This is a genomic window from Streptomyces boetiae (genome assembly GCF_031845405.1).
Taxonomy (GTDB): Bacteria; Actinomycetota; Actinomycetes; order Streptomycetales; family Streptomycetaceae; genus Streptomyces; species Streptomyces boetiae.
In genome coordinates this window covers 44,897-68,349 of the sequence record NZ_JAVREN010000020.1, presented here as the reverse complement: position 1 = coordinate 68,349, position 23,453 = coordinate 44,897, and the positions used below count along the sequence as shown (strand labels likewise).

General features: G+C 74.8%; 17 protein-coding genes. 10 read left to right on the top strand and 7 right to left on the bottom strand.

Features of this window, described 5'->3' with window-relative positions:
* Positions 1 to 7: 7 nt before the first annotated feature.
* Positions 8 to 1,981: a sensor histidine kinase gene (locus RM780_RS15335; protein WP_311631269.1), complete on the bottom strand. Its 1,974-nt coding sequence runs from the start codon at positions 1,979 to 1,981 to the stop codon at positions 8 to 10.
* A gap of 176 nt (positions 1,982 to 2,157) precedes the next feature.
* Between RM780_RS15335 and RM780_RS15330 the strand changes: the two genes are divergently transcribed.
* From RM780_RS15330 to RM780_RS15315, 4 genes are all read left to right on the top strand, one after another.
* Positions 2,158 to 3,135, top strand: coding sequence for an AurF N-oxygenase family protein (locus RM780_RS15330; RefSeq protein ID WP_311631268.1), 978 nt, complete (start codon positions 2,158 to 2,160; stop codon positions 3,133 to 3,135).
* Between the two features lie 124 nt (positions 3,136 to 3,259).
* Entirely contained in the window at positions 3,260 to 3,997 is a 738-nt protein-coding gene (locus RM780_RS15325; RefSeq protein ID WP_311631267.1) for a TetR/AcrR family transcriptional regulator, read from the top strand.
* 17 nt (positions 3,998 to 4,014) lie between these two features.
* Complete coding sequence (locus tag RM780_RS15320) at positions 4,015 to 4,248, top strand: hypothetical protein (protein ID WP_311631266.1); 234 nt, start codon at positions 4,015 to 4,017, stop codon at positions 4,246 to 4,248.
* 216 nt (positions 4,249 to 4,464) lie between these two features.
* Complete coding sequence (locus RM780_RS15315; RefSeq protein WP_311631265.1) at positions 4,465 to 4,818, top strand: hypothetical protein; 354 nt, start codon at positions 4,465 to 4,467, stop codon at positions 4,816 to 4,818.
* Positions 4,819 to 5,089: 271 nt separating this feature from the next.
* Here the strand turns inward: RM780_RS15315 and RM780_RS15310 are convergent, their stop codons facing one another.
* Positions 5,090 to 5,596: a roadblock/LC7 domain-containing protein gene (locus RM780_RS15310; protein ID WP_311631264.1), complete on the bottom strand. Its 507-nt coding sequence runs from the start codon at positions 5,594 to 5,596 to the stop codon at positions 5,090 to 5,092.
* The gene (locus tag RM780_RS15305; RefSeq protein ID WP_311631263.1) at positions 5,593 to 7,983 is read right to left on the bottom strand and encodes a sensor histidine kinase; all 2,391 of its coding nucleotides are present in this window, start codon (positions 7,981 to 7,983) and stop codon (positions 5,593 to 5,595) included. The genes RM780_RS15310 and RM780_RS15305 overlap by 4 nt, the downstream gene beginning before the upstream one ends.
* Before the next feature lie 285 nt (positions 7,984 to 8,268).
* On the opposite strand from RM780_RS15305, the gene RM780_RS15300 reads away from it, so the two are divergent.
* The 6 genes from RM780_RS15300 to RM780_RS15275 all read left to right on the top strand — a co-directional run bounded on the left by RM780_RS15300 (position 8,269) and on the right by RM780_RS15275 (position 17,281).
* Complete coding sequence (locus RM780_RS15300) at positions 8,269 to 9,066, top strand: protein phosphatase 2C domain-containing protein (protein ID WP_311631262.1); 798 nt, start codon at positions 8,269 to 8,271, stop codon at positions 9,064 to 9,066.
* Between the two features lie 261 nt (positions 9,067 to 9,327).
* Positions 9,328 to 10,239, top strand: coding sequence for a lysozyme (locus tag RM780_RS15295; RefSeq protein ID WP_311631261.1), 912 nt, complete (start codon positions 9,328 to 9,330; stop codon positions 10,237 to 10,239).
* An 85-nt stretch (positions 10,240 to 10,324) separates the two neighbouring features.
* Complete coding sequence (locus RM780_RS15290; RefSeq protein WP_311631260.1) at positions 10,325 to 11,056, top strand: spermidine synthase family protein; 732 nt, start codon at positions 10,325 to 10,327, stop codon at positions 11,054 to 11,056.
* 135 nt (positions 11,057 to 11,191) lie between these two features.
* Positions 11,192 to 12,043, top strand: a complete 852-nt coding sequence (locus RM780_RS15285) for a response regulator transcription factor (RefSeq protein ID WP_311631259.1) — start codon at positions 11,192 to 11,194, stop codon at positions 12,041 to 12,043.
* A 5-nt stretch (positions 12,044 to 12,048) separates the two neighbouring features.
* The gene (locus RM780_RS15280; protein ID WP_311631258.1) at positions 12,049 to 13,143 is read left to right on the top strand and encodes a HAMP domain-containing sensor histidine kinase; all 1,095 of its coding nucleotides are present in this window, start codon (positions 12,049 to 12,051) and stop codon (positions 13,141 to 13,143) included.
* A gap of 364 nt (positions 13,144 to 13,507) precedes the next feature.
* On the top strand, positions 13,508 to 17,281 hold the full coding sequence (locus RM780_RS15275) for a multifunctional oxoglutarate decarboxylase/oxoglutarate dehydrogenase thiamine pyrophosphate-binding subunit/dihydrolipoyllysine-residue succinyltransferase subunit (protein WP_311631257.1): 3,774 nt from the start codon (positions 13,508 to 13,510) through the stop codon (positions 17,279 to 17,281).
* A gap of 130 nt (positions 17,282 to 17,411) precedes the next feature.
* Here the strand turns inward: RM780_RS15275 and fxsT are convergent, their stop codons facing one another.
* The 4 genes from fxsT to RM780_RS15255 form a co-directional block, all read right to left on the bottom strand.
* Entirely contained in the window at positions 17,412 to 20,408 is a 2,997-nt protein-coding gene (gene fxsT / locus RM780_RS15270; RefSeq protein WP_311631256.1) for an FxSxx-COOH system tetratricopeptide repeat protein, read from the bottom strand.
* Positions 20,409 to 20,533: 125 nt separating this feature from the next.
* Positions 20,534 to 21,862: an aKG-HExxH-type peptide beta-hydroxylase gene (locus RM780_RS15265; RefSeq protein WP_311631255.1), complete on the bottom strand. Its 1,329-nt coding sequence runs from the start codon at positions 21,860 to 21,862 to the stop codon at positions 20,534 to 20,536.
* Positions 21,859 to 23,022: an FxsB family cyclophane-forming radical SAM/SPASM peptide maturase gene (locus RM780_RS15260; RefSeq protein WP_311631254.1), complete on the bottom strand. Its 1,164-nt coding sequence runs from the start codon at positions 23,020 to 23,022 to the stop codon at positions 21,859 to 21,861. The genes RM780_RS15265 and RM780_RS15260 overlap by 4 nt, the downstream gene beginning before the upstream one ends.
* An 87-nt stretch (positions 23,023 to 23,109) precedes the next feature.
* A complete protein-coding gene (locus tag RM780_RS15255) occupies positions 23,110 to 23,334 on the bottom strand; it encodes a hypothetical protein (RefSeq protein ID WP_311631253.1) in 225 nt (74 codons plus the stop codon).
* Between the last annotated feature and the right edge of the window lie 119 nt (positions 23,335 to 23,453).

Below are 23,453 nucleotides of genomic sequence, written 5' to 3'. Positions count from 1 at the left end.
CGCCGTCTCAGGCCGGGACGGACGTGGAGGTGGAGGCCGAGGAGGGGCGCTGCTGGGCCGAGCCGCCGCTGAGCAGCCGCGCCGGCAGGGCCACGTAGGCGGAGACGCCCGCGCCGCGGCCGGTGGGCGTGGCGGGGGCGGACTGGGTGTGGCGGACCTCGACCTGCACGCCGAGGCGGGCGGCGATCGTGCCGACCACGTAGTGGCCCAGGAAGCGGGTGGGCGCGACCAGGAAGTTCTCCTCGCCCGCCATCCGGGCGTTGGCGCGCGCCAGCTCCTCCTCCGTCATGCCGGTGCCGCGGTCGACCACGGCCAGGCAGTACTCGTGCCCGTCCCACCAGCCGTAGACCTCGACCGGCCGTCCGGGCGGCGAGGCGGTGAGGGCGTTCTCGATCAGCTCCGCGAGCAGGTGGGACAGCTCGTAGACGGCCCGGCCGTGGATCTGGCAGGGCTCGGACTCCACCAGCGCCACCCGCCGGTAGTCCTCCACCTCGGAGACGGCCGACCGGACGACCTCCGCGACCTCGGCCGTGCCCGTCCACACCCGCGGCGGGAGCTGCTGGCCGGTAAGGATGAGCAGCGAGTCGGCGTTGCGGCGCATGCGCGTGGCCAGGTGGTCCAGCTCGAACAGCTCGGCCAGCGCGTCCGGGTCCAGCTCCTTGCTCTCCAGGGCGGTGATCAGGCGGAGCTGGCGGCGGACCAGGGCCTGGTTGCGGTGGCCGAGGTTGGCCAGGGACTCGGTGCCGTTGCGGCGCAGCACGGTCTGCTGGGCGGCCAGCGACACGGCCGCGCGCTCCACATCGTGGAGGGCGGCGGCCAGGCGGCTGACCTCCTCGGCCCCGCCGCCCAGGCGCGGGTCGGGCTCGGGGGGCTCCAGGCGGTCGGCCTCCTCGGGCTCGGCCTCCTGGATGGCGCGGACGGTGTCGGGCAGGCGGCGGCCGGCCACGGCCTCGGCCTGGCTGGTCAGCTCGTCCAGCGGGCGGGTGATGGAGCGCGAGGCGAGCAGGGCCAGGGCGATGGCGACGCCGAGGATGACCAGGCCGAGCGCGACCAGGCCGGCCAGCTCGCGGGTGGCGGCGGAGCGCAGCTCGGCGGCGCGGTTCTCGATGTCGGGGCCGACGCGCTGCTGCACGTCGTGCAGGGCGTCGGTGAGGGCGGTGGCGGCCTCCCACCACTCCTGCGGGTCCACGCCGAGGCGGTCGCCGCCGGACCCGGCCGTCGCTCGCTCCTCGAACTCCCCGACGCGCTGGGCCTCTTCGGTCTCGAACGCCTCGCGCAGCGCCGCGCGCTGGTCCGGGGTGGCGAACTGCTGGTAGATGTCCAGCGCGGTTTGCCGGTCCGCGAGGGCGGAGGCGAAGGCCAGGTACTGCTCGCCGGTGAAGCGGCCGGAGACGAACACGCCGTTGAGGACGCCGCGCTCCTCGGCCATCGCCGAGGTGGCGCCGGAGAGTGCCTGCAGGGCGCTGATGCCGTCGGCGAGGCGGGCGTCGCCGTGCCCGGGGCCCTCGGCGAGCTGGGCGTCGTTCAGCGCGTCGATGGCCTCGGAGAAGAACGCCAGGCCCGCGGCGTCGACGGTCTCCTCGTCCACGGCGCCGCGCACCTCGGTGAGCCGGGAGAGGGAGGCCAGGGCCTGCTCGAAGGCGGGCGCCTCGCCCTCGTCCACCCGCCGGGCCAGGCCGCCGCGGATGGCGTCCACCCGCCGCCTGGTGTCCGCGAGTTCGGGCCGGTAGCTGCCCGCGCCGACGAGGAGGCCGCTGGTGAGGCCGTGTTCTCGCTGGAGTTCGCGGACCAGGTCCTGGACGTCGAGCGCGAGCTGGACCCGGTCACGGCTCTCGCGGGCCGCGGACCAGTCCGCGGCCCGGTCGGCCACGCCGGCCCCGGCCAGCGCGAGCAGAAGGCAGGTGGGCACGGCGAGCACGATGGCCACCCGGCCCCGGATGGTGCCCCAGTGCGGGAACAGCCCCGTCCGTCGTCGCGTCATGGTCACCCAGCAGACCGGAACGCGGTTACCTCAGGGCCGGGAGGCCATGGCTGGAAGGTGAACAGGTAGAAGAACACAGGGGAACGACGCGGGGAACGCCCCGGTAAACGCGGGCGTGAACCGGACGTGTCCCGGGGATTGACGCGCACTATTGACAGGTAGTCTCATAGGGGGCTATGACACCGTCTGCCCCGGCCGCACGGACGGCCCTCCTCGACTCGGAAGCGGAACGGGACCCGGACTTCGCGGCGCTGCGGGACGCCCTGGGCGCGCTCAGGGACCGCGAGGAGGTGGCCGAGCGGCTGCTCGCCGCCTCGGCCCGGCACTCCTTCGACCCCGACGAGGAGCTGGACTGGGACGCCCCGCTCGCCGAGGGCAAGTGGTTCTGGCCGCCGGAGCTGCTCTCCCTCTACGACACCCCGCTGTGGTACCAGATGTCGGAGCGGCAGCGGATGGAGCTGTCCCGGCACGAGGCCGCGGCGCTCGCCTCGCTGGGCATCTGGTTCGAGATGATCCTGATGCAGCTTCTCGTCCGGCACATCTACGACAAGCCCATGACCAGCGCCCACGTGCGCTACGCGCTCACCGAGATCGCCGACGAGTGCCGCCACTCGATGATGTTCGCCCGCGCCGTCAAGAAGGCCGGAACGCCCGAGTACCGGCCCAACGCCCTGCACCACAACCTCTCCCGCGTCTTCAAGGCGATCTCCACCACGCCCGGTTCCTTCACCGCCACCCTGCTCGGCGAGGAGGTGCTCGACTGGATGCAGCGCCTGACGTTCCCCGACGAGCGCGTCCAGCCGCTGATCCGGGGCGTCACCCGCATCCACGTCGTGGAGGAGGCCCGGCACGTGCGCTACGCCCGCGAGGAGCTGCGCCGCCAGATGCTCACCGCGCCCCGCTGGGAGCGCGAGGCCACCCGCCTGACCTCGGGGAACTTCGCCCGCATCTTCGCGGTGGCCTTCGTCAACCCCCGCGTCTACACCAACGTCGGCCTGGACCGCGCCGAGGCCGTGGCCCAGGTCCGGGCCAGCGCGCACCGGCGCGGCGTGATGCAGGAGGGCGCGCGGCGGCTGACCACCTTCCTCGACGAGATCGGCGTCCTCAACGGCCCCGGCCGGCGGATGTGGCGACGCTCCGGGCTCCTCGCCTGAGGCCGGGGGCACCGGCGCCCGGGCGGGCGGGCCCGGGACCCGGGGGCGCGCGGCGGCGGTCACCGCGTGCGTTCGCCGACTCCCGGGTCCTCCCGCCGGGGGCCCGGACGGATACGCTTCCGGCATGAGCAGCCGCCCCGCGCCCCCCGGCCCGGCCTACCGAAGACTGAGCGTCGCCCAGCGCCGCGAGCAGCTGATCCTCACCGCGCAGCGGCTGTTCGCGCGGAACGTCCCCGAGGACGTCTCCCTGGACGACGTGGCGCGGGCCGCCGGCGTCTCCCGCCCCCTGGTCTACCGGTACTTCCCCGGCGGTAAGCAGCAGCTCTACGAGGCCGCGCTCCAGCACGCGGCCGACGACCTGCGCGACTGCTTCGCGGTCCCGCCCGCCGGGCCCCTGAGCGAGCGGCTGGCCAGCGGCGTCGACCGCTACCTGGCCTTCGTGGACGAGCACGCCGAGGGCTTCACCGCGCTGCTGAAGGGCGGCAGCGTCGTGGAGACCTCGCGGACCTCGGCCATCGTGGACGGGGTGCGCCGGGCCGCCGCACAGCAGGTCCTGATCCACCTGGAGGTGGAGCAGCCGGGCCGGCGGCTGGGCATGACGCTGCGCACCTGGATCACCGCCGTGGAGGCGGCCTCGCTGATCTGGCTGGACGAGGACCGGCAGCCGCCGGTGGAGGAGCTGCGGGACTGGCTGGTGGAGCAGTTGCTCCTTCAGATCACGGTGACGGCCCTCCAGGACGGGGAAACGGCCCGGGTGCTGCTGCGGGCCGCCGAGCTGGAGCCGGTGGGCGGGCGCGTCGACTCTCTGATCGAGCGGCTGCGCATGATGATGCCCCTGGTCTCGCCCCGGCCCTCCGCCTGAGCCCCGGGAGCGGGAGCGTGCGCAGCGAGGAGACGCCGTTCGTGGGCGGGCCGCTGGACGGCATGGTGCTGCCGGTCCTCGTCGGGCCGACCGGCCGTCCGCCGCGGGTCTACCGGGTGCCGGTGCCGGGCGACCCCGGCGAGCCGGAGACGGTCCACGTCTACCGGCTCGAACCGGCCGGGCACACGCCCCGGCTGCGCCTGCCACGCGGCTTCCGCTACGTCTACCAGCCGCCGCCCGGGCCCCTCTGACGGGGCGTCCGGGCCGGATGCGCCGCGGCGCGGGCCCCTCCCCTGCGGCCCCGGGAGGTACCCCCATGGCCGCGCCGGGCGTGCGGGGACGGGCGCGGGCGGCGAGCATCGCCGCATGACGCGAACGGCCGCCGCCCTGCTGTCCCTGCCCCTCCGCTGCTCGCGCCCCCGGCCGCCGCGGCCCCGGCGCCGGAACCGCCCGGCCTCCAGGAGCTGGTGACGGAGCTTCGGACCCGGTACGCCGAGACGGCCGACGCCTCGGCCGCGTACGACGAGGCCGGCGGGCGCCTGCGTGCCCTGCACGCCCGGGCGGAGTCCCGCGACGCGCGCCTGGCCCGCGCCCGCCGCGAGCTGGACCGCGCCCGCGAGCCGGCGGGCGCCCTGGCCCGCGCCCAGTACCGCGCGGGTCCGCGCCTGCCCGCCGGGCTGCGGCTGCTGCTCGGCGGCGCCTCCCCGCACGAGGAGGCGGTCGCGCGGGGGCCGAGCGCGCCCAGGTCGCCCGGATCGCCCGCCAGGCCCGCGCCGAGCGCCGGGCCGCGCGCGAGGCCGAGGAGGCCCGCGCCGAGCTGACGGCCGAGCGCGCCCGCGCGGAGGAGCGCCGCCGCCAGGGGGTACCTCCCAGGCCCCCAGGGCCTGGGAGAGGGACGCGGCCCACCGCCGCCTGGACGAACTCGCCGGCCTGCTGGCCGGCCTGACGGCGGGACAGGCCGCCGCCCTCGGCGAGCTTGAGGACGCCCGCGCGGCCTCCGCCCCGCCCGGCGGCTGACCGCCCGCGCCGGGGCCCGCCCGCACGGTGCCCGTCGAAGGTCCCGAACGCCCGGGCGGCGGCTCGCGGTTGCTCCTACACCCCCGGCCGGGGCGTGGACTGGCGCAGGTGGGCCCGGAGTTCGGGAGTGAGCAGGTGTCCGGCGCGGCCGACGAAGAGGGCCATGTGGTACGTCACGACCCCCATGTCCGCCTCCGGCTCGGTGTAGACGCCCAGCAGCGAGCCGTCGCTGATGGACATCACCAGGAGGTTCCCGCCCTCCATGGCCACCAGGGTCTGGCGCACCAGGCCGCCGTCCATCAGCGAGGCCGCGCCGACGGTGAGGCTGCCCAGGCCGGAGACGACGGTGGCCAGGTCGGCCGCCGCGCCCAGGGGGCCGGTGACGGAGGCCGGGGAGTAGGTGGGCTGGGAGGTGGACAGCAGCGGCAGCCCGTCGGCGGAGACGACGGCGACCGACAGGACGCCGGGCACCTCGTCCACCAGCCGGGACAGCAGCCAGCGCAGGTCCTGGCCGTCCGGGGCGAGCGGCGCCAGGTGGTGCTGGGGGTAGGACGTCGCGTGCGAGGCCATGTGTGAGGTCATGACGGCCTCTCCTCTCCTCTCTCGCCGGGAAGCGGACCGGCCGGCCGGCCGGCGGCGTCCCGGTGTCCCTCCCGGGCCCCGCGCTGGAAGCCGCCGAGACGGCGGCGCAGGTCGTCGGCGTCCACGGAGGCGCGGGCGCGCGTGCGGTCCTGCGGCGGGGCGGGGGCGGGCTGGGCGGCTGGGTTGCGCAGCGGAAGGCCGCTGTCGGTGACGGCGTGCGGGCGGGGGGCGGTGTCGGCGGCCCGGGCGTGCTGATCGGGCTGCCGGGGGACGTGCGGGGCGGCGGCTGGCGCCGCGGGCGCGGGAGCGGGGGCCGCCGCGGGGGCGGCGGGCGGGGCGGGGGGCAGGGCCGCGGGGTCGGTCGGCTCGACCAGGGCGCCGGGCAGGATCACCTGCGCCAGGGTGCCACCCCCGGGGCGGGGGCTGAGCCAGCAGCGCAGGCCGTGCCGGGCGGCCAGGCGGGCGACGGTGTACAGGCCCATGCCGATGCCGACGCCCGCGGGCGGGCCGTCGGGGCGGTCGGGGCCGTCCGCGCCGGGCGGGGGCGTGACCGGGTCGGCCAGGCGGGCGTTCAGCTCGGCGACGCGGCCGGCGGACAGGCCCACGCCCTCGTCCTCGACGGTGAACAGCAGCTCGGCGTCCGTCCAGCGGGCGGTCAGGCGCACCCGGGCCCCGGCCGGGGAGAACGCCGTCGCGTTGTCGAGGAGTTCGGCGAGCAGGTGGCTGACGTCGCGGGCCGCGCCGCCGGTGATCCGGGCGGGCGGGGGCGGCGGGGTCGTCTCGACCAGCTCGTACCGCTCTATCTCGCTGACCGCCGCCCGGGCCACGTCGATCAGGGGCATGGGCTCGCCGTGCCGCTTGACGGGCTCGGCCCCGGCCAGGAGGAGGAGGTTCTCGCCGTGCCGCCGCATCCGGGCGGCGAGGTGGTCGAGGGTGAACAGCACGGCCAGCCGGTCGGGGTCGGTCTCCGGCTCCTCCAGGCCCTCGATGATGGAAAGTTGCTCGCCGACCAGGGCCAGCAGCCGCTGGGCGTGGTGGGCGAACATGCCGTGCACCGCGCCGTGCAGAGCGGCCAGCCGGGCGTTCAGCTCCCCGTGCTCGGCGAGCAGCCGGTCGCGTTCCGCGCGCAGGCCGCCGGTGTCGCGGGCGGCCTCGGCGGCCTCCCGGGAGGCGCGCGCGGCGTCCTCCTGAAGGGCGACGGCCCGGGCGCGCAGCGCGTTGACGGAGGCGACGACCTCGGCGAACTCGTCGTTGCGGCCGGTGTACCGCACCGGCTCCTGACCCGTGGGGTCGGCGGCGACGCGGCGGGTGCCCAGGCGGACGGCGGCCAGCGGCCGGGTCAGGGAGTGCGCGGTGCGGACGCTGACGAGGAACGCCAGCAGCAGCGCGCCCAGGGCCACGCCGGCCACGGCTGCCAGCTCGCGGACGTTCTCCCCGCGCGCGGCGTCCATGGCCTCGGCGCGCTCGGCGGCCAGTGCGGAGAGGGCGCCGCGCTGGAGGCCGGTGCGGGAGGCGAGGGCGTCGCCCACGCCCTCGGGGTCCAGGGCGCGGTCCTCGGCGGAGAGGTAGGGGGCGTCGGTGAGGGCGGCGCGGAAGTTCTCCGCGGCCTCGACGGCCTCCCCGGCGACGGCCTCCTCCGCGAAGGCGGCGGCGTCGGCGGGCGCGGTGGCCGCGAAGTCGGCCAGGGCGGCCTGCTCGCGGGCCGTCTCGCGCTGGGCCAGGGTGATCAGCTCGCCCTGGTCCCCCTCCCCGGCGAGCGCGGCGAGCAGCAGGCCGCGGGTGGCGGCGGAGGACTGGACGGCGCGCGCGAGATCGGGCAGGGAGCCGCCGGTGGGGTCGTCGGGGACGCCGCGGGTCAGGACGCGGAAGGCCCGGTCGAGCCCGGTGATGACCTCGGAGTACGCCTCGAACGTCGCGGCGGGCGTGGAGCCGCCGGCCAGCGCCTCCTCGCGGACGCGGGGCAGGGCGTCCAGGGCGCGGCGGACCTCCGTCCCGGCCTCGTCGCCCAGGTCGGCGGCGGCGCGGTCGGCGCGGGAGCGCTCCTCGTCGTCCAGGGCGCCGGACAGGGCCTCGGGGGTGCCCTGGGCGACGGCCACGACGAGGGCGTCGCGCTCGTCGGCGACGGTGTGCGAGAGGCCGGCGACGCGGCGGGCCAGGCGGGCGTCGGCGGCGTACTCACGGGAGTCGCCCAGCTCGGTGACGGCGGCGTAGACGGCGGGGGTGCCGGCCGCGGCGACCGCGAAGCCGGTGAGGAGGAGGCCGGCGAGGAGGCGGCTGCGCACCCGGGCCCGGCGGCGGCGGGCGGCGCGGGCGCGGCCCGCGGCGGCGCGGCCCTGGGGCGCGGAGGGCGAGGGGTCGGCGGATTGGTGCGACGACTTCTTCCGCACTGAGTTCCGCACCTGCGCTCGCATTCTCGTCACGTGGGCACCGACCTTGCCGGCGTCGGCGCGGCGGGCACGGGCTCCGCCTGACCCTCCATCCGAAGGAGTGAACAACAGTCGGAGTTGGCCGGACAAGCCACCGGCGGAACATGACGCTCCGAAACCGTCACGGAAGGCCGCCGGGACTGGAATTCCGCACCATGTCCTGGCAATATCCGCTCCGGCCCGCTGCCGATGGGGAGTTACTCCCGCATTCGCTGACAAATCCAAGCCTACGGCAGACTGATCACCATGCGCATCCAGACGGCCACCGAGCCGGGCACCCCGGGCCGCGCCAACGAGGACTTCGCGGTGGCCGCCGCGCCCGCCGGCGGCCGGGGCGGGGCGCTGGTCCTCCTCGACGGCGTGACCCCGCCCCCGGGTGGGGACGGGTGCCGGCACTCGGTCGCGTGGTTCGCGGCGCGGCTGGGCGGGGCCCTCCTCGAACGGGCCGTGGCCGAGCGGCATATGCCGCTGGCGGAGTGTCTCGCCGGTGCCATCTCCCGCACCGCCGATGCTCACCGTGAGACGTGTGAACTTTCTCACCCGCGCACGCCGCAGGCCACCGTGGTCTGTACCCGGTGGGACGAGAGGGCCGTCGACCACCTGGTGATCGGGGACTCGGCGCTGCTGGTCGAGGGGCCGGACGGGGCCGTCGCGCCGGTGCTCGACACCCGTCTCGACGAGGTGTGGGCGGCGGCCCGGCGGCTTCCCCGGGAGCGGCGGGCGGAGTTCGTGGAGGGCTCGCGGAACGCCGCGGGCGGTTTCTTCACCGCGGCGGCCGACCCGGCGGTGGCGGCACGGGCGGTGACGGGTTCGGTGCCGCGCGCGGCCGTGCGCTCGCTGGCGGCGGTGACGGACGGCCTGGGCCGCTGGGTGGAGACCTTCCGCCTGGGCGGCTGGGCGGAGTTGTTCGGGGAGCTGGCCGTGGCCGGGCCGGAGGCGGTCATCGCCCGGGTCCGGGCGGAGGAGGCGGCGGATCCGGCGGGGGTGGCGTTCCCGCGCGCCAAGGCGCACGACGACGCGTCGGGGATTCTCGTCACGCTGTGAACGCCCGGTGGGCACCGGGTGGGTGAGGGCTCCTCACGCGGTTTCACCGGTGAAAGCCGAACCGGTGGGTAGCGTGTACGCACCCGCGTTCGGCGGCGCCAGTGGGGTGGACCAACGGCATTCCCGGGAACCCCTTCCGCCCGGAGGTCTACGCGCATTACCTTGCGGATGGCATGTCCACTTCAGCAATGCTCCGGTGGACGGCCGGCGAGCAGGTCTCGTCCCCCCACGCACTCTGTTCCCGAAAGGCAGCCCCTGCCCATGCGCGGAATCGGAAAGCCCGGCACCACCCCCAGAACCCCAAGAACCGGCGCGAGGCCCGCCCGGCGGCGCCTGACCGCCCTCCTCGGCGCGCTCCTGGCCACCGGCGCGCTGCTCCTCGCCTCCCCCGCCACCGCCACCGCGGACGGCCGCGCCGCCGCGACGCGCTCATCCGCCCCGGCCGAGGAGCCCCGCCCCCAGCCCGGCACGGCCTGGATGGGCATGACCGTCCCCGAGCACGAGGGCGGTGGCCGCCGCTCCGGCGAGCCCGGCCCCGTCCCCTACGCCACCGTCGAGGGCGTGGACGTCTCCAGCCACCAGGGCAACGTCGCCTGGAGCACCCTGTGGAACGCGGGCAACCGCTTCGCCTACGTCAAGGCCACCGAGGGCACCAGCTACCGCAACCCCTACTTCGCCCAGCAGTACAACGGCTCCTACAACGTCGGAATGATCCGCGGGGCCTACCACTTCGCGCTGCCCAACGTCTCCAGCGGCGCCACCCAGGCCAACTTCTTCGCCTCCAACGGCGGCGGCTGGTCCCGCGACGGCAGGACCCTGCCCGGGGTGCTGGACATCGAGTACAACCCCTACGGCTCCACCTGCTACGGCCTGAGCCAGGCGGCGATGGTCAACTGGATCCGCGACTTCCTCACCACCTACCAGGCGCGCACCGGCCGTTGGGCGGTCATCTACACCACCACCAACTGGTGGACGACCTGCACGGGCAACTACGGCGGCTTCGGCGCCAACCACCCGCTGTGGATAGCCCGGTACGCCTCCTCCCCCGGAACGCTCCCGGCCGGCTGGGGCTTCCACACCTTCTGGCAGTACACCTCCACGGGCCCCACCGTCGGCGACCACAACCGTTTCAACGGCGCCTACGACCGGCTCCAGGCGCTCGCCAACGGCTAGGGCAAAGGCCGGGCGGCACACCGGAGGACACCGGGGCACCGGCACCCCCGGAGCCCCACAGGGGGCCATGCGCGACAATGGGCGCATGGCCCCCACCCCCACACACGGCCCCTCCACCGTCCCCGCACGCGCCCCGGACTCCGCCCCCGAGGTCCTGGACCGCCGCCGCGGCCCGCACGGCGAGGTGGTGCTGCGGCGCCATGGGGACCTGCTGCAGATCATCGCCAACGGCTGCTTCCTGATGGACACCTCGGACGGCCGCTCCGAGCGGCTGCTGGTCACGGCGGCCCTGGAGGAACTGGACGAACGCCCCTCCCCCGCCGTCCTCATCGGCGGCCTGGGCGTCGGCTTCTCCCTGGCCGAGGCCGCGGCCGAGCCGCGCTGGGGGCGCATCGAGGTGGCCGAGCGGGAGGCGGCCGTCCTGGACTGGCACCGCGACGGCCCGCTGCGGGCGTTGACCGCCGAGGCGCTCGCCGACCCGCGCGTGCGGCTGACGGGCACGGATCTGACGCAGTACCTGCGCAGCACCCCCACCCGCTGGGACGCGCTCTGCCTGGACATTGACAACGGCCCGGGCTGGACGGTCACCGAGGACAACGGCGGCCTCTACTCCCCCGCGGGCCTGGCCGTTTGCGCGGAACGGCTGACGGAGGGCGGCGTGCTGGCCGTCTGGTCGGCGCATCCGTCCCCCGGTTTCGAGCGGGATCTGCGGAATGCCGGGTTCACGCGCGTTCGCACCAGAGAAGTACCCGTCGCCCGAGGCGTTCCCGACGTGCTGTTTCTCGCCAGCCATCATCTCGCCAGGCAGGACTCGTAGCCGGGAGATGTCGCAGCGCCTTACGCTGCTGTGCAGTGCTCATCTGCACATTCGACAGCCAGAACCAGCCGACTGGTGCCCAGGACGATCCCGGGGGCGGGACAGATGACTTCGACAGAAATCAGGACAGCACCGATGGAACGCACCCATCAGGAGAAGACTTCGCCACCCCACGCGCCCGCCTCCGAGCCGGCCACGGCCGCCGCCCAGGACCGCACCGGCCACCACACCGCCCCCGTCACCACCCCGGGAGCCCAACGGCGTGTGCTGGTCGTGGAGGACGACTCCACGATTGTGGAGGCCATCGCCACGCGGCTGCGCGCCGAGGGCTTCCTGGTCCAGACGGCGGCGGACGGCCCGGCCGCGGTGGAGACCGCCGCCGCCTGGCACCCCGACCTGCTGATCCTGGACGTGATGCTGCCCGGCTTCGACGGGCTTGAGGTCTGCCGCCGCGTGCAGGCCCAGCGGCCGGTGCCGGTGCTGATGCTCACCGCCCGGGACGACGAGACCGACATGCTGGTGGGCCTGGGCGTCGGCGCCGACGACTACATGACCAAGCCCTTCTCGCTGCGCGAGCTCGTCGCCAGATCGCACGTGCTGCTCAGACGAGTCGAGCGCGCCGCGGTGGCCGCCACCACGCCCCGGCCCGGGAGCGTGCGGCTCGGGGACCTGGAGATCGACCGGACCCAGCGGCGGGTGCGGGCGGGCGGGAAGGACATCCACCTCACGCCCACCGAGTTCGACCTGCTGATGTGCCTGGCGCGCTCCCCGCGCGCGGTGCTCACCCGCGAGCAGTTGCTCGCCGAGGTGTGGGACTGGGCGGACGCCTCCGGCACCCGGACCGTGGACAGCCATGTGAAGGCGCTGCGCAGGAAGATCGGCGCCGAGCGCATCCGCACCGTCCACGGTGTGGGGTACGCCCTGGAGACGCCCCCCGGCTTCGCCGGCGAGCCCGCCGGACGGAGCCAGGCGGCCCGCGAGGTCTGATCGTCATGTCGGAGACGATCGGGCATTCCGCGTGGCGGCGGGCGTGGCCCATGATGTGGCGCGTGCTGCGACCTCTCGACCCCTTCCGGTCGGTCAAGGCCGCTCTCGGCTGGCTGGTGATCGTCTCCATCGGGATCACCACCCTGCTGACGCTGCTGGCCTACCGCTCCGACATAGAGCTACAGGTGATCGCGATCATCGCGATCATCGCCTCGCTGCTGGTCACCCAGTTCGTGGCGCAGTCCCTGGCGGCCCCCGTCCTGGAGATGACGGACGCCGCCCGGGGCATGGCGCGCGGCGACTACGGGCGCCGCGTGCGGGTCACCCGGCGCGATGAGCTGGGCGACCTGGCGCTGGCGTTCAACCGGATGGCGGCCGATCTCCAGGCGGTGGACCGCCACCGCAAGGAGCTGATCGCCAACGTCTCGCACGAGCTGCGCACACCCATCGCCGGGCTGCGCGCCGTGCTGGAGAACGTCGTGGACGGCGTGTGCGACGCCGACCCCGCGACGATGGCCACCGCGCTGCGGCAGACCGAGCGCCTGGGCCGCCTGGTCGAGCAGCTCCTCGACCTCTCCCGGCTGGAGAACGGCGTGGTGCCGCTGCACCCGCGCCGCTTCGACGTGGAGCCGTACCTGTCGGCCGTGCTCAACGACGCGAACGTCGCGCTGCGGCGCGGCCACGCCCGCAACGACGTCCGCTTCCGGCTGGACGTGACGCCGGGCACCCTTCACGCGCACGCCGACCCCGAGCGGCTCGACCAGGTGGTGACCAACCTGGTGGACAACGCCGTCAAGCACAGCCCCCAGGGCGGCCAGGTGACCGTCGTGGCCCGCCCCGGGCAGCAGCCCGGCGGGCTGGTCCTCGAAGTCCTCGACGAGGGGCCCGGCATCCCGCAGTCCCAGCGGCAGCTGGTCTTCGAACGCTTCGGGCGCGGCACCACCAACGGCGTCACGCCGCGTGACGGCGGGACGGGCCTCGGCCTGGCCATCGCCCGCTGGGCGGTGGACCTGCACGGCGGGACGATCGGGGTGGAGGAGTCCCGCCGGGGCTGCCGCATCCGCCTCACCCTGCCGGGTAACGCCAAGGCAAATATCTGACAAGGGCCTGACAAGGGGCCGGCCGCGGGCCGCTCCGGCGGCCCGGCGCGCCCTCCCGTCCCCGGCCGGTGCCCCGGCGCGTCCGCGAGCGCCGCCCGGCCGCCCCGGCGCGTCCGTGCTGCTGGGCGCGGGTGGGCGCGCCTGGCGCCACCCCAAGCTTTCGATGTTGCCAGGTCGTTATCAGTTCGTGCCGTCATCGGGCCAAACCTCATGCAGTTCCCGGCTGCTCTGTGACTGAAACCCCCAGCGGAATGTGGCGTGGGCCACGTCTGAGGGCCCGGGACTGCGCCGGGCGCTCCGGGAGGCGTAGCCTTGATGTCCGCTGTCCCATGACCTTGTGAAGCGGAAGAGGGCGGTTGCCGCCGTGTCGTCACAGTCCCCGAACACATCGCGTGTCGAAACCGGCCCCAGCGCAGAGAAGAACCCTGCCGCGGGCTTCGGTGCCAATGAATGGCTCGTCGACGAGATCTACCAGCAGTACCTCCAGGACCCGAACTCCGTGGACCGGGCCTGGTGGGACTTCTTCGCCGACTACAAGAAGCCGGACGGCGGCGAGGCCGCGGCCACCGCCGCGCCGGCCACTCCCCCGACGACGCAGACCCCGGCGCCCCAGGCCCAGCGGCCCGCGCCGCCCGCGCGGCCCGCCGCGCCCGCCGCCCAGGCCCCCGCGGCCCCGGCGAAGGCGGGCGCGGCGGCCGGGCAGGCGGCGCAGCCCGCGCGCCCTGCGGCCCCGGCCACCCCGAAGGAGCCCACCGCCAGGCCGACCGCGAAGCCCGCGGCTCAGGCGGACGGGACGGGACCGGAGTACGTGCAGCTGCGCGGCCCGGCCGCCGCCGTCGCCAAGAACATGAACGCCTCCCGCGACCTGCCCACGGCCACCTCGGTCCGCGCGGTCCCGGTGAAGCTGCTGTTCGACAACCGGATCGTCATCAACAACCACCTCAAGCGCGCCCGCGGCGGCAAGGTGTCCTTCACCCACCTCATCGGCTACGCGATGGTGCAGGCGCTGAAGGCCATGCCGGAGATGAACCACTCCTACGCGGAGCGGGAGGGCAAGCCGACGCTGGTCAAGCCGGACCACATCAGCCTGGGCCTGGCCATCGACCTGGTGAAGGACAACGGCGACCGGCAACTGGTGGTGGCCGGCATCAAGCGCGCCGAGACCCTGAGCTTCTTCGAGTTCTGGCAGGCGTACGAGGACATCGTGCGCCGGGCCCGCACCGGCAAGCTGACGATGGAGGACTTCTCCGGCGTCACCGCCTCGCTCACCAACCCCGGCGGCATCGGCACCGTGCACTCCGTGCCCCGCCTGATGCCCGGCCAGGGCGTGATCCTGGGCGTGGGCGCCATGGAGTACCCGGCCGAGTTCCAGGGCTCCTCGCAGGAGACGCTGAACCGCCTGGGCATCTCCAAGGTGATGACCCTGACCTCCACCTACGACCACCGGGTCATCCAGGGCGCCACCTCGGGCGAGTTCCTGCGCGTCATCAGCCAGTTGCTGCTGGGCGACGACGGCTTCTACGACGACATCTTCGAGGCCCTGCGCATCCCCTACGAGCCGGTCCGCTGGCACCGGGACATCGACGTCAACCACGACGACGAGGTCACCAAGGCCGCCCGGGTGTTCGAGCTGATCCACTCCTACCGGGTCCGGGGCCACCTGATGGCCGACACCGACCCGCTGGAGTACCGCCAGCGCCGCCACCCCGACCTGGACATCAAGGAGCACGGCCTCACCCTGTGGGACCTGGAGCGGGAGTTCGCGGTCGGCGGCTTCGCCGGCAAGTCGATGCTCAAGCTCCGCGACATCCTCGGCGTGCTGCGCGACTCGTACTGCCGCACCACCGGCATCGAGTACATGCACATCCAGGATCCCAAGGAACGCAAGTGGATCCAGGACCGCGTGGAGCGCCCGCACACCCCGCCGGAGCGCGAGGAGCAGCTACGGATCCTGCGCCGGCTGAACGCCTCGGAGGCGTTCGAGACCTTCCTCCAGACGAAGTACGTCGGCCAGAAGCGGTTCTCGCTGGAGGGCGGCGAAACGGTCATCCCGCTGCTGGACTCGGTGCTGGACGAGGCCGCCGAGGACCAGCTCGACGAGGTCGTCATCGGCATGGCGCACCGTGGCCGGCTGAACGTCCTGGCCAACGTCGTGGGCAAGTCCTACGCCCAGATCTTCCGCGAGTTCGAGGGCAACCTCGACCCGAAGTCGATGCACGGCTCCGGCGACGTGAAGTACCACCTGGGGACCGAGGGGACGTTCACCGGCCTGTCGGGGCGCACCATCAAGGTGTCGCTGACGGCCAACCCCTCGCACCTGGAGGCCGTGGACCCGGTCGTGGAGGGCGTGGCCCGCGCCAAGCAGGACATCATCGGGCGCGGCGGCCAGGACTTCACGGTGCTGCCGATCCTCATCCACGGCGACGCGGCCTTCGCGGGCCAGGGCGTGGTGGCCGAGACGCTCAACATGTCGCAGCTGCGCGGGTACCGCACCGGCGGCACCGTGCACGTGGTCATCAACAACCAGGTGGGGTACACCGCGACGGCCGCCGCCGCGCGTTCCTCCACGTACTGCACCGACGTGGCCCGGATGATCGAGGCCCCCATCTTCCACGTCAACGGCGACGACCCCGAGGCCGTGTGCCGGGTCGCGCGGCTGGCGTTCGAGTACCGGCAGGCGTTCAACAAGGACGTCGTGATCGACCTCGTCTGCTACCGCCGCCGCGGCCACAACGAGACGGACAACCCGTCCTTCACCCAGCCGCTGATGTACGACCTGATCGACAAGAAGCGCTCGGTGCGCAAGCTCTACACCGAGTCGCTGATCGGCCGGGGCGACATCACGCTGGAGGAGGCCGAGCAGGCGCTCCAGGACTTCCAGGGCCAGCTCGAGAAGGTCTTCAAGGAGGTCAGGGAGGCCACGGTCACCCCCGCTCCGCCGGAGAGCAACGCGCCGCGGCCGGAGTTCCCCGTGGCGGTGGAGACCGGCGTCTCCACCGAGGTGGTCAAGCGGATCGCCGAGTCCCAGGTGAACACCCCCGAGCGGATCACCGTGCACCCCCGGCTGCTGCCGCAGCTCCAGCGGCGCGCGGCGATGGTCGAGGAGGGCTCGATCGACTGGGCGATGGGCGAGCTGCTGGCCATCGGCTCCCTGCTGATGGAGGGCACCCCGGTGCGGCTGGCCGGCCAGGACACGCGGCGCGGCACCTTCGGGCAGCGGCACGCGGTGCTGATCGACCGCAGGACCGGCGAGGACTACACCCCGCTGCTCTACCTGACCGAGGACCAGGCGCGGTTCAACGTCTACGACTCCTTCCTCAGCGAGTACGCGGCGATGGGCTTCGAGTACGGGTACTCGCTGGCCCGGCCCGAGGCGCTGGTGATGTGGGAGGCGCAGTTCGGCGACTTCGCCAACGGCGCGTCCACCGTCATCGACGAGTTCATCTCCTCGGCCGAGCAGAAGTGGGGTCAGACCTCCGGCGTCACACTGCTGCTCCCGCACGGGTACGAGGGCCAGGGCCCGGACCACTCCTCGGGCCGCATCGAGCGCTTCCTCCAGCTGTGCGCGCAGAAGAACATGACGGTGGCGGTGCCGACCCTGCCGTCGAACTACTTCCATCTCCTGCGCTGGCAGGTGCACAACCCGCACCACAAGCCGCTGATCGTCTTCACGCCGAAGTCGATGCTCCGGCTGAAGGCGGCCTCCTCCACCGCGGAGGAGTTCACCTCCGGCGGCTTCCGCCCGGTGATCGGGGACGCCACGGCCGACCCGAAGGCGGTGCGCAAGGTGGTCCTCTCGGCGGGCAAGGTCTACTACGACCTGGCCGCGGAGCGGGAGAAGCGGGGCGCCACGGACGTCGCGCTGGTCCGCGTCGAGCGGCTGTACCCGCTGCCCGCCGACGAGATCAAGGCGGAGCTGGACCGCTTCGGCAGCGCCGAGACGGTGATCTGGGCGCAGGAGGAGCCGGCGAACCAGGGCGCCTGGCCGTTCATGGCGCTCTCCCTGCCGGAGGCGGTAGAACGCGCCCGCGGCCTGCGGCGGGTCTCCCGCCCGGCGTCCTCCTCGCCGGCGGTGGGCTCGGCCAAGCGGCACCAGGCCGAGCAGCAGGCGCTGGTCTCCGAGGTCTTCGACCTCTGAGGAGCACGGCCACGAACGCCGGACGGCCGGCGCTCCCCGGGCGGGGGGCGCCGGCCGTCCGGCGTTCCGCGCTCCCGCGGTCGCGAGAAGGACCGCGGGAGGACCGCGGGGGGCGGGCTCGGCCCGGGTCTCAGCTGAGCAGGGGCTCGAAGTCCCAGTACGGGCGCACCCGGGAGCGGGCGCTGACGGTGTGGACGTGCTGGGAGCCGAGGGTGGCGATCAGCCCGGCCAGCGCCTCCTCCTCCACCCGGTCGGCCTCCTCGCGCAGCCGCAGGCCGCGCAGGTCGGTGGCGAGCGCGACCTGCGCGGACAGGCTCAGGGGGTGCCGGGGGCCGAGCACGGATCCGGCGCGGCGGACGGTGTCCCGGCTGAGGGCCGCGGCGCCCTCCACGTCGCCGTCGAGGTTGCGCGCGGCGGTGGCGTTCATCGCGACGCCCAGGGTCCAGGGGTGGTCCGGGCCGAGCGCGGCCGTCATCTCGCTCAGGCACTCCTCCAGCAGCTTGCGCGAGGACTGCCGCTCCCCGGCGGCGCGCAGGACGAGCGCGTGGTTGACCCGGGTGCCGATGCTGAAGGGGTGCCGGGCGCCGAGGGAGACGCGGTAGCGCTCCATGGTGCGCTCGCCCAGCGCACGGGCCTGGTCCAGGCTGCCGTGGGCGCGTTGAACGAAGGAGCAGCAGGTGGCGATCCGCAGGGTCAGCGGGGAGGCGTCGCCCAGCACCCGCTCGGCCCGCTCCAGCAGCCCGGCCAGACGGGCGTGCGCGGCGGCCCGGTCTCCCGAGCGCAGTACGCACAGGGCGAGGTTCAGCTCGGCGGTGAGGGTCTGGGGGTTGTCCGGGCCCATGACGCGGCGGTGGGTCTCGACGCTGGGCTCGATGACGGACAGGGCCTCGTCGTACCGGCCCAGCAGGCGCAGGTCGAGGGCGTAAGCGTCCTCGGAGGAGAGGGAGAGGTTGTGCCGGGGGCGGTGGAGCTGGCGGCGGGCCTGGAGATTGACCCGGTCGGCCTCGTAGGCGTCGGCGAAGCGGCCCAGCAGCCGCAGGGAGGCGGCGAGGTTGTGGCGGGCGTTGAGCGTGCGCGGGTCCTGCTCTCCGACCAGCGCCAGGTACCGGCGCAGGACCCGCTCGGAGACCTGCAGGGACTCCTCGTACCGGGCGAGGCCGCTGAGGTCGGCGCCCAGACCCTCCTCGGCGCGCAGGACGGTGAGGTCGTCGGTGCCGCGGTGGGCGCCGAGGCGCTCGATGACCTGGCGGTCGAGCCGCTCGGTACGGGCGTAGTCGCCGGTGGGGCGCAGCAGTGTGGCGTACTGGGAGACGAGGTCCCACACCAGCGGGTCGTCCGCGCCGAAGGCGCTCTCCCAGGCGGTGCGGGTGCGCTCCGCGAGCTGGATGCCGATCTGGTACTCGCCCGCGAGGTAGAGGTAGTTGAGGCAGTTGAAGATGAGGGCGTGCATGTCGGCGTTGCGGCTGGTGAGGGCGCGGGAGGCGTCCAGGTGCGGGACGAGCTTGGCGTAGCGCGACCAGCGGCGGGTGTCCGCTGGGCGGCCGGGGTTGGCGGCGGACAGGGCGCGGCGCACGGCGCGGGAATACCGCTCCTGGTCCTGCTTGGACATGCTGCCGCGGACCGTCTGGTGGACCATCCGGTGCAGGTGGATGGTGCCGCTGTTCTCCGGGTCGGTCTCGGCGTCGGGGGCGTCCCAGCGGATGACGGAGTACTGGACGAGGCGGCTGATCGCGGCGTTCCACCGCAGGGAGTCGTCCATCAGGTCGGCCAGCTCCTCGGGGAGGTCCTGGGCCGGGACGCCGCGGACGAGCTGGGCGGGGATGGCGCCGGGCGCGAAGAAGGCGCACAGCCGCAGCAGCTCGACGGCCTCGGGAACGGTCTCGCGCAGCCGGTTGAGCAGTATCGAGAAGGTGGTGACGTAGCTCATCGGGAAGTCGGGTGCCACGCGCAGGCCCAGCTCGACCTCGGCGTCGCTCTCCAGCAGGGAGATGTACTCGGCCACGGACATGGTGGAGTCGCTGAGCCAGCCGGCGGTCTGGTCCAGGGCCAGCGGCAGGTCGCCCAGGGCGTCGGCCAGCAGGGCGGCGTCCTGGGCGCCGATGCGGGGGGCGCGGCGGCGGACGAAGGCCACGGACTCGTCGCGGTCGAAGACGGGGACCTGGAGGAGGGCGGTATTGTGCTCGCCCCAGGCGTGGTTGCGCGAGGTGATGAGGGTGTGCCCGGTGCCGGTGGGGATGAGGTCCGCGATGGGGCCGGGGTCGTCGGCGCCGTCCAGGACGACGAGCCAGCGGGCCCAGGGGTCTCCGCGGCGCAGGGCGTCGCGGACGGCGCGCAGGCGCTCGCCGTACTCGTGCCCGGTGGGCAGGCCGAGGGCGGGGGCCAGCTCGGCCAGGCGCTGGCGCAGGGTGCTGCGCTGGTCGGCGGGGACCCACCAGACGACGTCGTACTCGGAGCCGAAGCGGTAGACGTACTCGGCGGCGGCCTGGGTCTTGCCGACGCCGGAGAGTCCCAGCAGCGTGACGACGCCGGCGCCGGGAGCGGAGCGCTGGAGGAGGTCGTAGAGCCGCTGGAGGGTGATCTCGCGGCCGGTGAAGGTGACCTTGCGGCGGGGGACGCCGCCCCAGACGCGGGGCGGGTCGTGGGGGTAGCGGGGGGCGGTGCCGCGGCCGAGGGTGGAGCTGGAGTCGCTGATGAGGGCGGGGCTGGTGCCCAGCAGCCCGGCCAGGCGCCGCTCGGCTTCGCGGGCGCCGATGCCCCACAGCTCGGTGGTGCCGCCGAAGGCGGGCGCGGCGGCGGGCTTGGGCTCGGGCGAGACGGAGACGGCGGCGAAGCGCGCGGAGTTGGGGGCGACGACGGAGCGCAGCGCGGCGTTCCACTCGGCGTCGGTGCGGGGGCCGAGCTTGAAGTACCAGTCGCTGAGGACGACGAGGATGCGGCCGTCGGAGAAGAGCAGGTCGCGCAGGGCCACTTCCAGGGGAACCTCGACGGGCGGGTTCCACAGCTGGAAGACGACCTGCCAGCCCTGCCGCTCCAGCCGGTCGCCGATCCACGCGGCCCAGGCGCGGTTGAAGCCCGCGTAGCTGATGGTGACCCGGGGGGTGGCCGGCGGGACGTCCTGTGCGGGCATGGCGTGCGTCTCCTCGTGCTCCCTGGTACCTCTCCGCTTCCGCTGGCGGGCGACCGGCGGGCCGATGGCCCGTCAGATGTCCCCCTGGCAGGAAACATACACCTCGGGTCCGACAGGTATGCGCGCTACCTGCCGTGCTGGCGCAGCCACAGGGTGCGCGCGGTCTCGACGTAGGCGGCGGCGCGGATCAGGTGCCCGGAGGGGGGCGCGGGGGCGCGCAGCCGCTCGTGGCGTTCGGCCATGGCGCCGGTGAACAGCCGCCCGGCGTCGGTGAGGGCGCGCGCCTCGCGCAGCGCCGGCAGGACGGCGCCGACCTGGGTCCAGCAGCGGGCGTGGGCGGCCCAGGCGGCGTCCCGGGCGGTGGGGTCGGGCAGGGCCAGGGCCAGGCGCTGCCAGAACCCGGCCAGGGCGAGGTGGGCGTAAGTGCCGTGCAGGAGGCCGTCGAACGGCCGGGGCCCGGGCCGCCAGGGGGCCCAGTGGCGGGGCTCGGGCCCGGCGGTGTGCAGGGGAACGAGGGCGGCGAGGGCGGTGAGCTTGGCGTGCTGGAGCTCGTGGGCCAGGCCGGCGGCGAGGTCGGCGGCGCTGGGCGGGGTGGAGGCCATCACGGCGCCGAAGGCGGTGGAGGTGGTGCCGCTGGTGTGGCCGCCGCCGGGGCGCAGGGTGGGGACGATGCAGTCCAGCAGGGCGAGTTCGGCGGCGCGGGCGGCGCCGCCGAGGCCGGTCAGCGGCAGGGCCTCCTCCCACAGGCGGGCCCAGCGGGCGCGTTCGCCCGGCGGGAGGGCGGCGGGGGCGGCGGTGCGGAAGGGGCCGGGGTCGAGGTCGTCCAGCAGCACGGGCCGGGGCCCGCCGGGGAGGGTGCGCAGCGGCAGCCAGCGGGGGTCGCGGGAGCGCCAGCCGGCCTCCTCGGGGGCTACCTCGGCGGCCGGGGCCCCGGCGGCGCGGACGGTGAAACGGCCGCCCTCCCCGCCGAGTTCGGCGGGCGTTCCGTCGGGTACGGGGCAGTGCAGGGCGCCGAGGGTGGGCAGGGTGACACGACCGCCGTGGACGGGGACGCGGGCGGTGAAGCCGGTGCCGGAGCGGACCGCGGCGGCGGCGGCCAGGGCGCCGAGGCCGGCGAGGTCGCGGGCGGCTCCGGGCCCGGGGCCCGGGGGTCCGGCGAGGCGGGCGAGGCAGCGTTCGGCCCAGGGGCCGGTGAGGGAGTAGAACAGCACGCCGCGGGCGGCGGCGGGGGCGGCGCGCTCGGTCTCCTCCAGCAGGGCGGCGTGGTCGCGGGCGGCCCCGGCAGCGGGGGCGGCGTCCACGGCGTCCAGGAGGGCGCGCAGCAGGAGCAGGCGCCGGGTGTGCTGCCCGGCGGCGAGGCGGGCGAGGGTGTCGCCGCCGCCCTCGGTGCCGCCCAGAGCGCGGACCTCCTCGTCGGTGAGGGGGGCGGCGGGGGCCGCCGGCGCGCCGCTCATGGCGTCGCCGCCGCCTCGGGGTCGCGGGCCCGGCGCAGGGCGGCGGCGACGTGGTGGATGAGGCGTTGCAGGTCGCGGCAGTAGACGGACCGGTTGCGGAAGCCGTGGCCGTGGCGGTAGCGGTGGGCGTAGTGGCCGCCGCCGCAGACGTGCAGCACGGGGCAGGCGCGGCAGTCCGCGGCCAGGGCCTCGGCCCCGGCCTGGCGGGCAGCGACGCCGGGGTGGTCCAGGGCCTCGTCGAGGGCGTTGCGGAAGACGTCCAGGCCGGTGAGGGCGGCGCCGGGGTAGGCCGACTTGAGGGAGTCGACCTGCTCGATGCTGCCGTCGGTCTCGATGACCACGGCGGTGAACGGCTGGAGCCCCAGCGCCTCGGTCCCGGCGGGCAGGCCGAGGAGGAGGGCGATGCACTCCTGGAACAGCCGCACCCGGGTGCGGCGCCGGTCGGCGTGCCACCAGGCGTCGAAGACGGCGCACAGCCAGTCGCCGTAGGGCGTGGCGGAGGAGCCGGGGGTCAGGCCGGGCGGCGGGGCCGTCCAATTGCCGTGCGGAAGGAGGAAGTCGACGGACGGGGGGCTCAGCGTGAGGAGGGAGGCGTAGACCTCGGCGGGGTCGGTGGCCGGGTCGATGACGCACAGCACGCCGGCCCAGGAGGCGCGGTGCCGCTCCTGGCCCAGCAGGCGGGCGGCGCGCAGCAGGCCGGGCCAGGCGGGGCGCCCGGCGTGGTCCACGCGCAGCCGGTTGTGCGCGGCGGTGCCGCCGTCCAGGCTGAGGCCGACGCGGATGCCGTGCGCGGCGAGGGCGAGCAGGCGTTCCTCGGTCAGCAGCGTGCCGTTGGTCTGGAGGGCGGGGTACAGCGCGCAGCCCTCGGGCAGCAGCGCGCGGACGCGGCGGACGAACGCCCCCAGCTCGGCCGGGTCGCTGAGCAGCGGCTCGCCGCCGTGCAGGACCACGGAGACGGCGGGCAGGCGGTGCTCCGCGGCGTGCTCGGCGATGCGGCGGGCCGTTTGCTCCAGCATCGCCGGGGAGGCGGCCCGGGGCTGGCGGCGCCAGCCGTCGTCGGCCGCGAAGTACATGTAGCAGTAGCGGCAGGCCAGGTTGCAGCGGCTGTTGACCTTGATGACGAACTGCCGGAACGGCTGCGCGCCCCCTACCGTCTCCACGACGGGAAGCCTTCCGGCACCGCCGCCCCGCAAACGACAGCGGTCATTGTTTGACCAGTAAGAGACATAAAAGGGTCCTGAAGTGACTTACAGCCTCGGGGCGTTGCCGGGCGGGCTCTCGTTGTACTGGTCGAACTGGTTGAAACCCATGAGAGTGCCGATCGGCGCGCCGCCTCCGCCCCCGCCGGCCGGCTCCGTCACCCTCTCGCGCAACTCGGCCAGCACCTCGCTGAGCACCGGATGGTCCAGATCGCGCAGCTCGGTCAGGCTGAACCCGAGCAGATCCGGCAGCGGCTCCCGTCCGTCGCCCACGTGCATCTCCCCCTCCCCTCGCGGCTCTTCGGCCTTTCGGCGCCAGTCGAGGATTCCCGCCCGGCCCAAAGGGGAAACGCCGCCCCCGGCCCATGCCGGAAAGCGCCCCGGAAGCAACC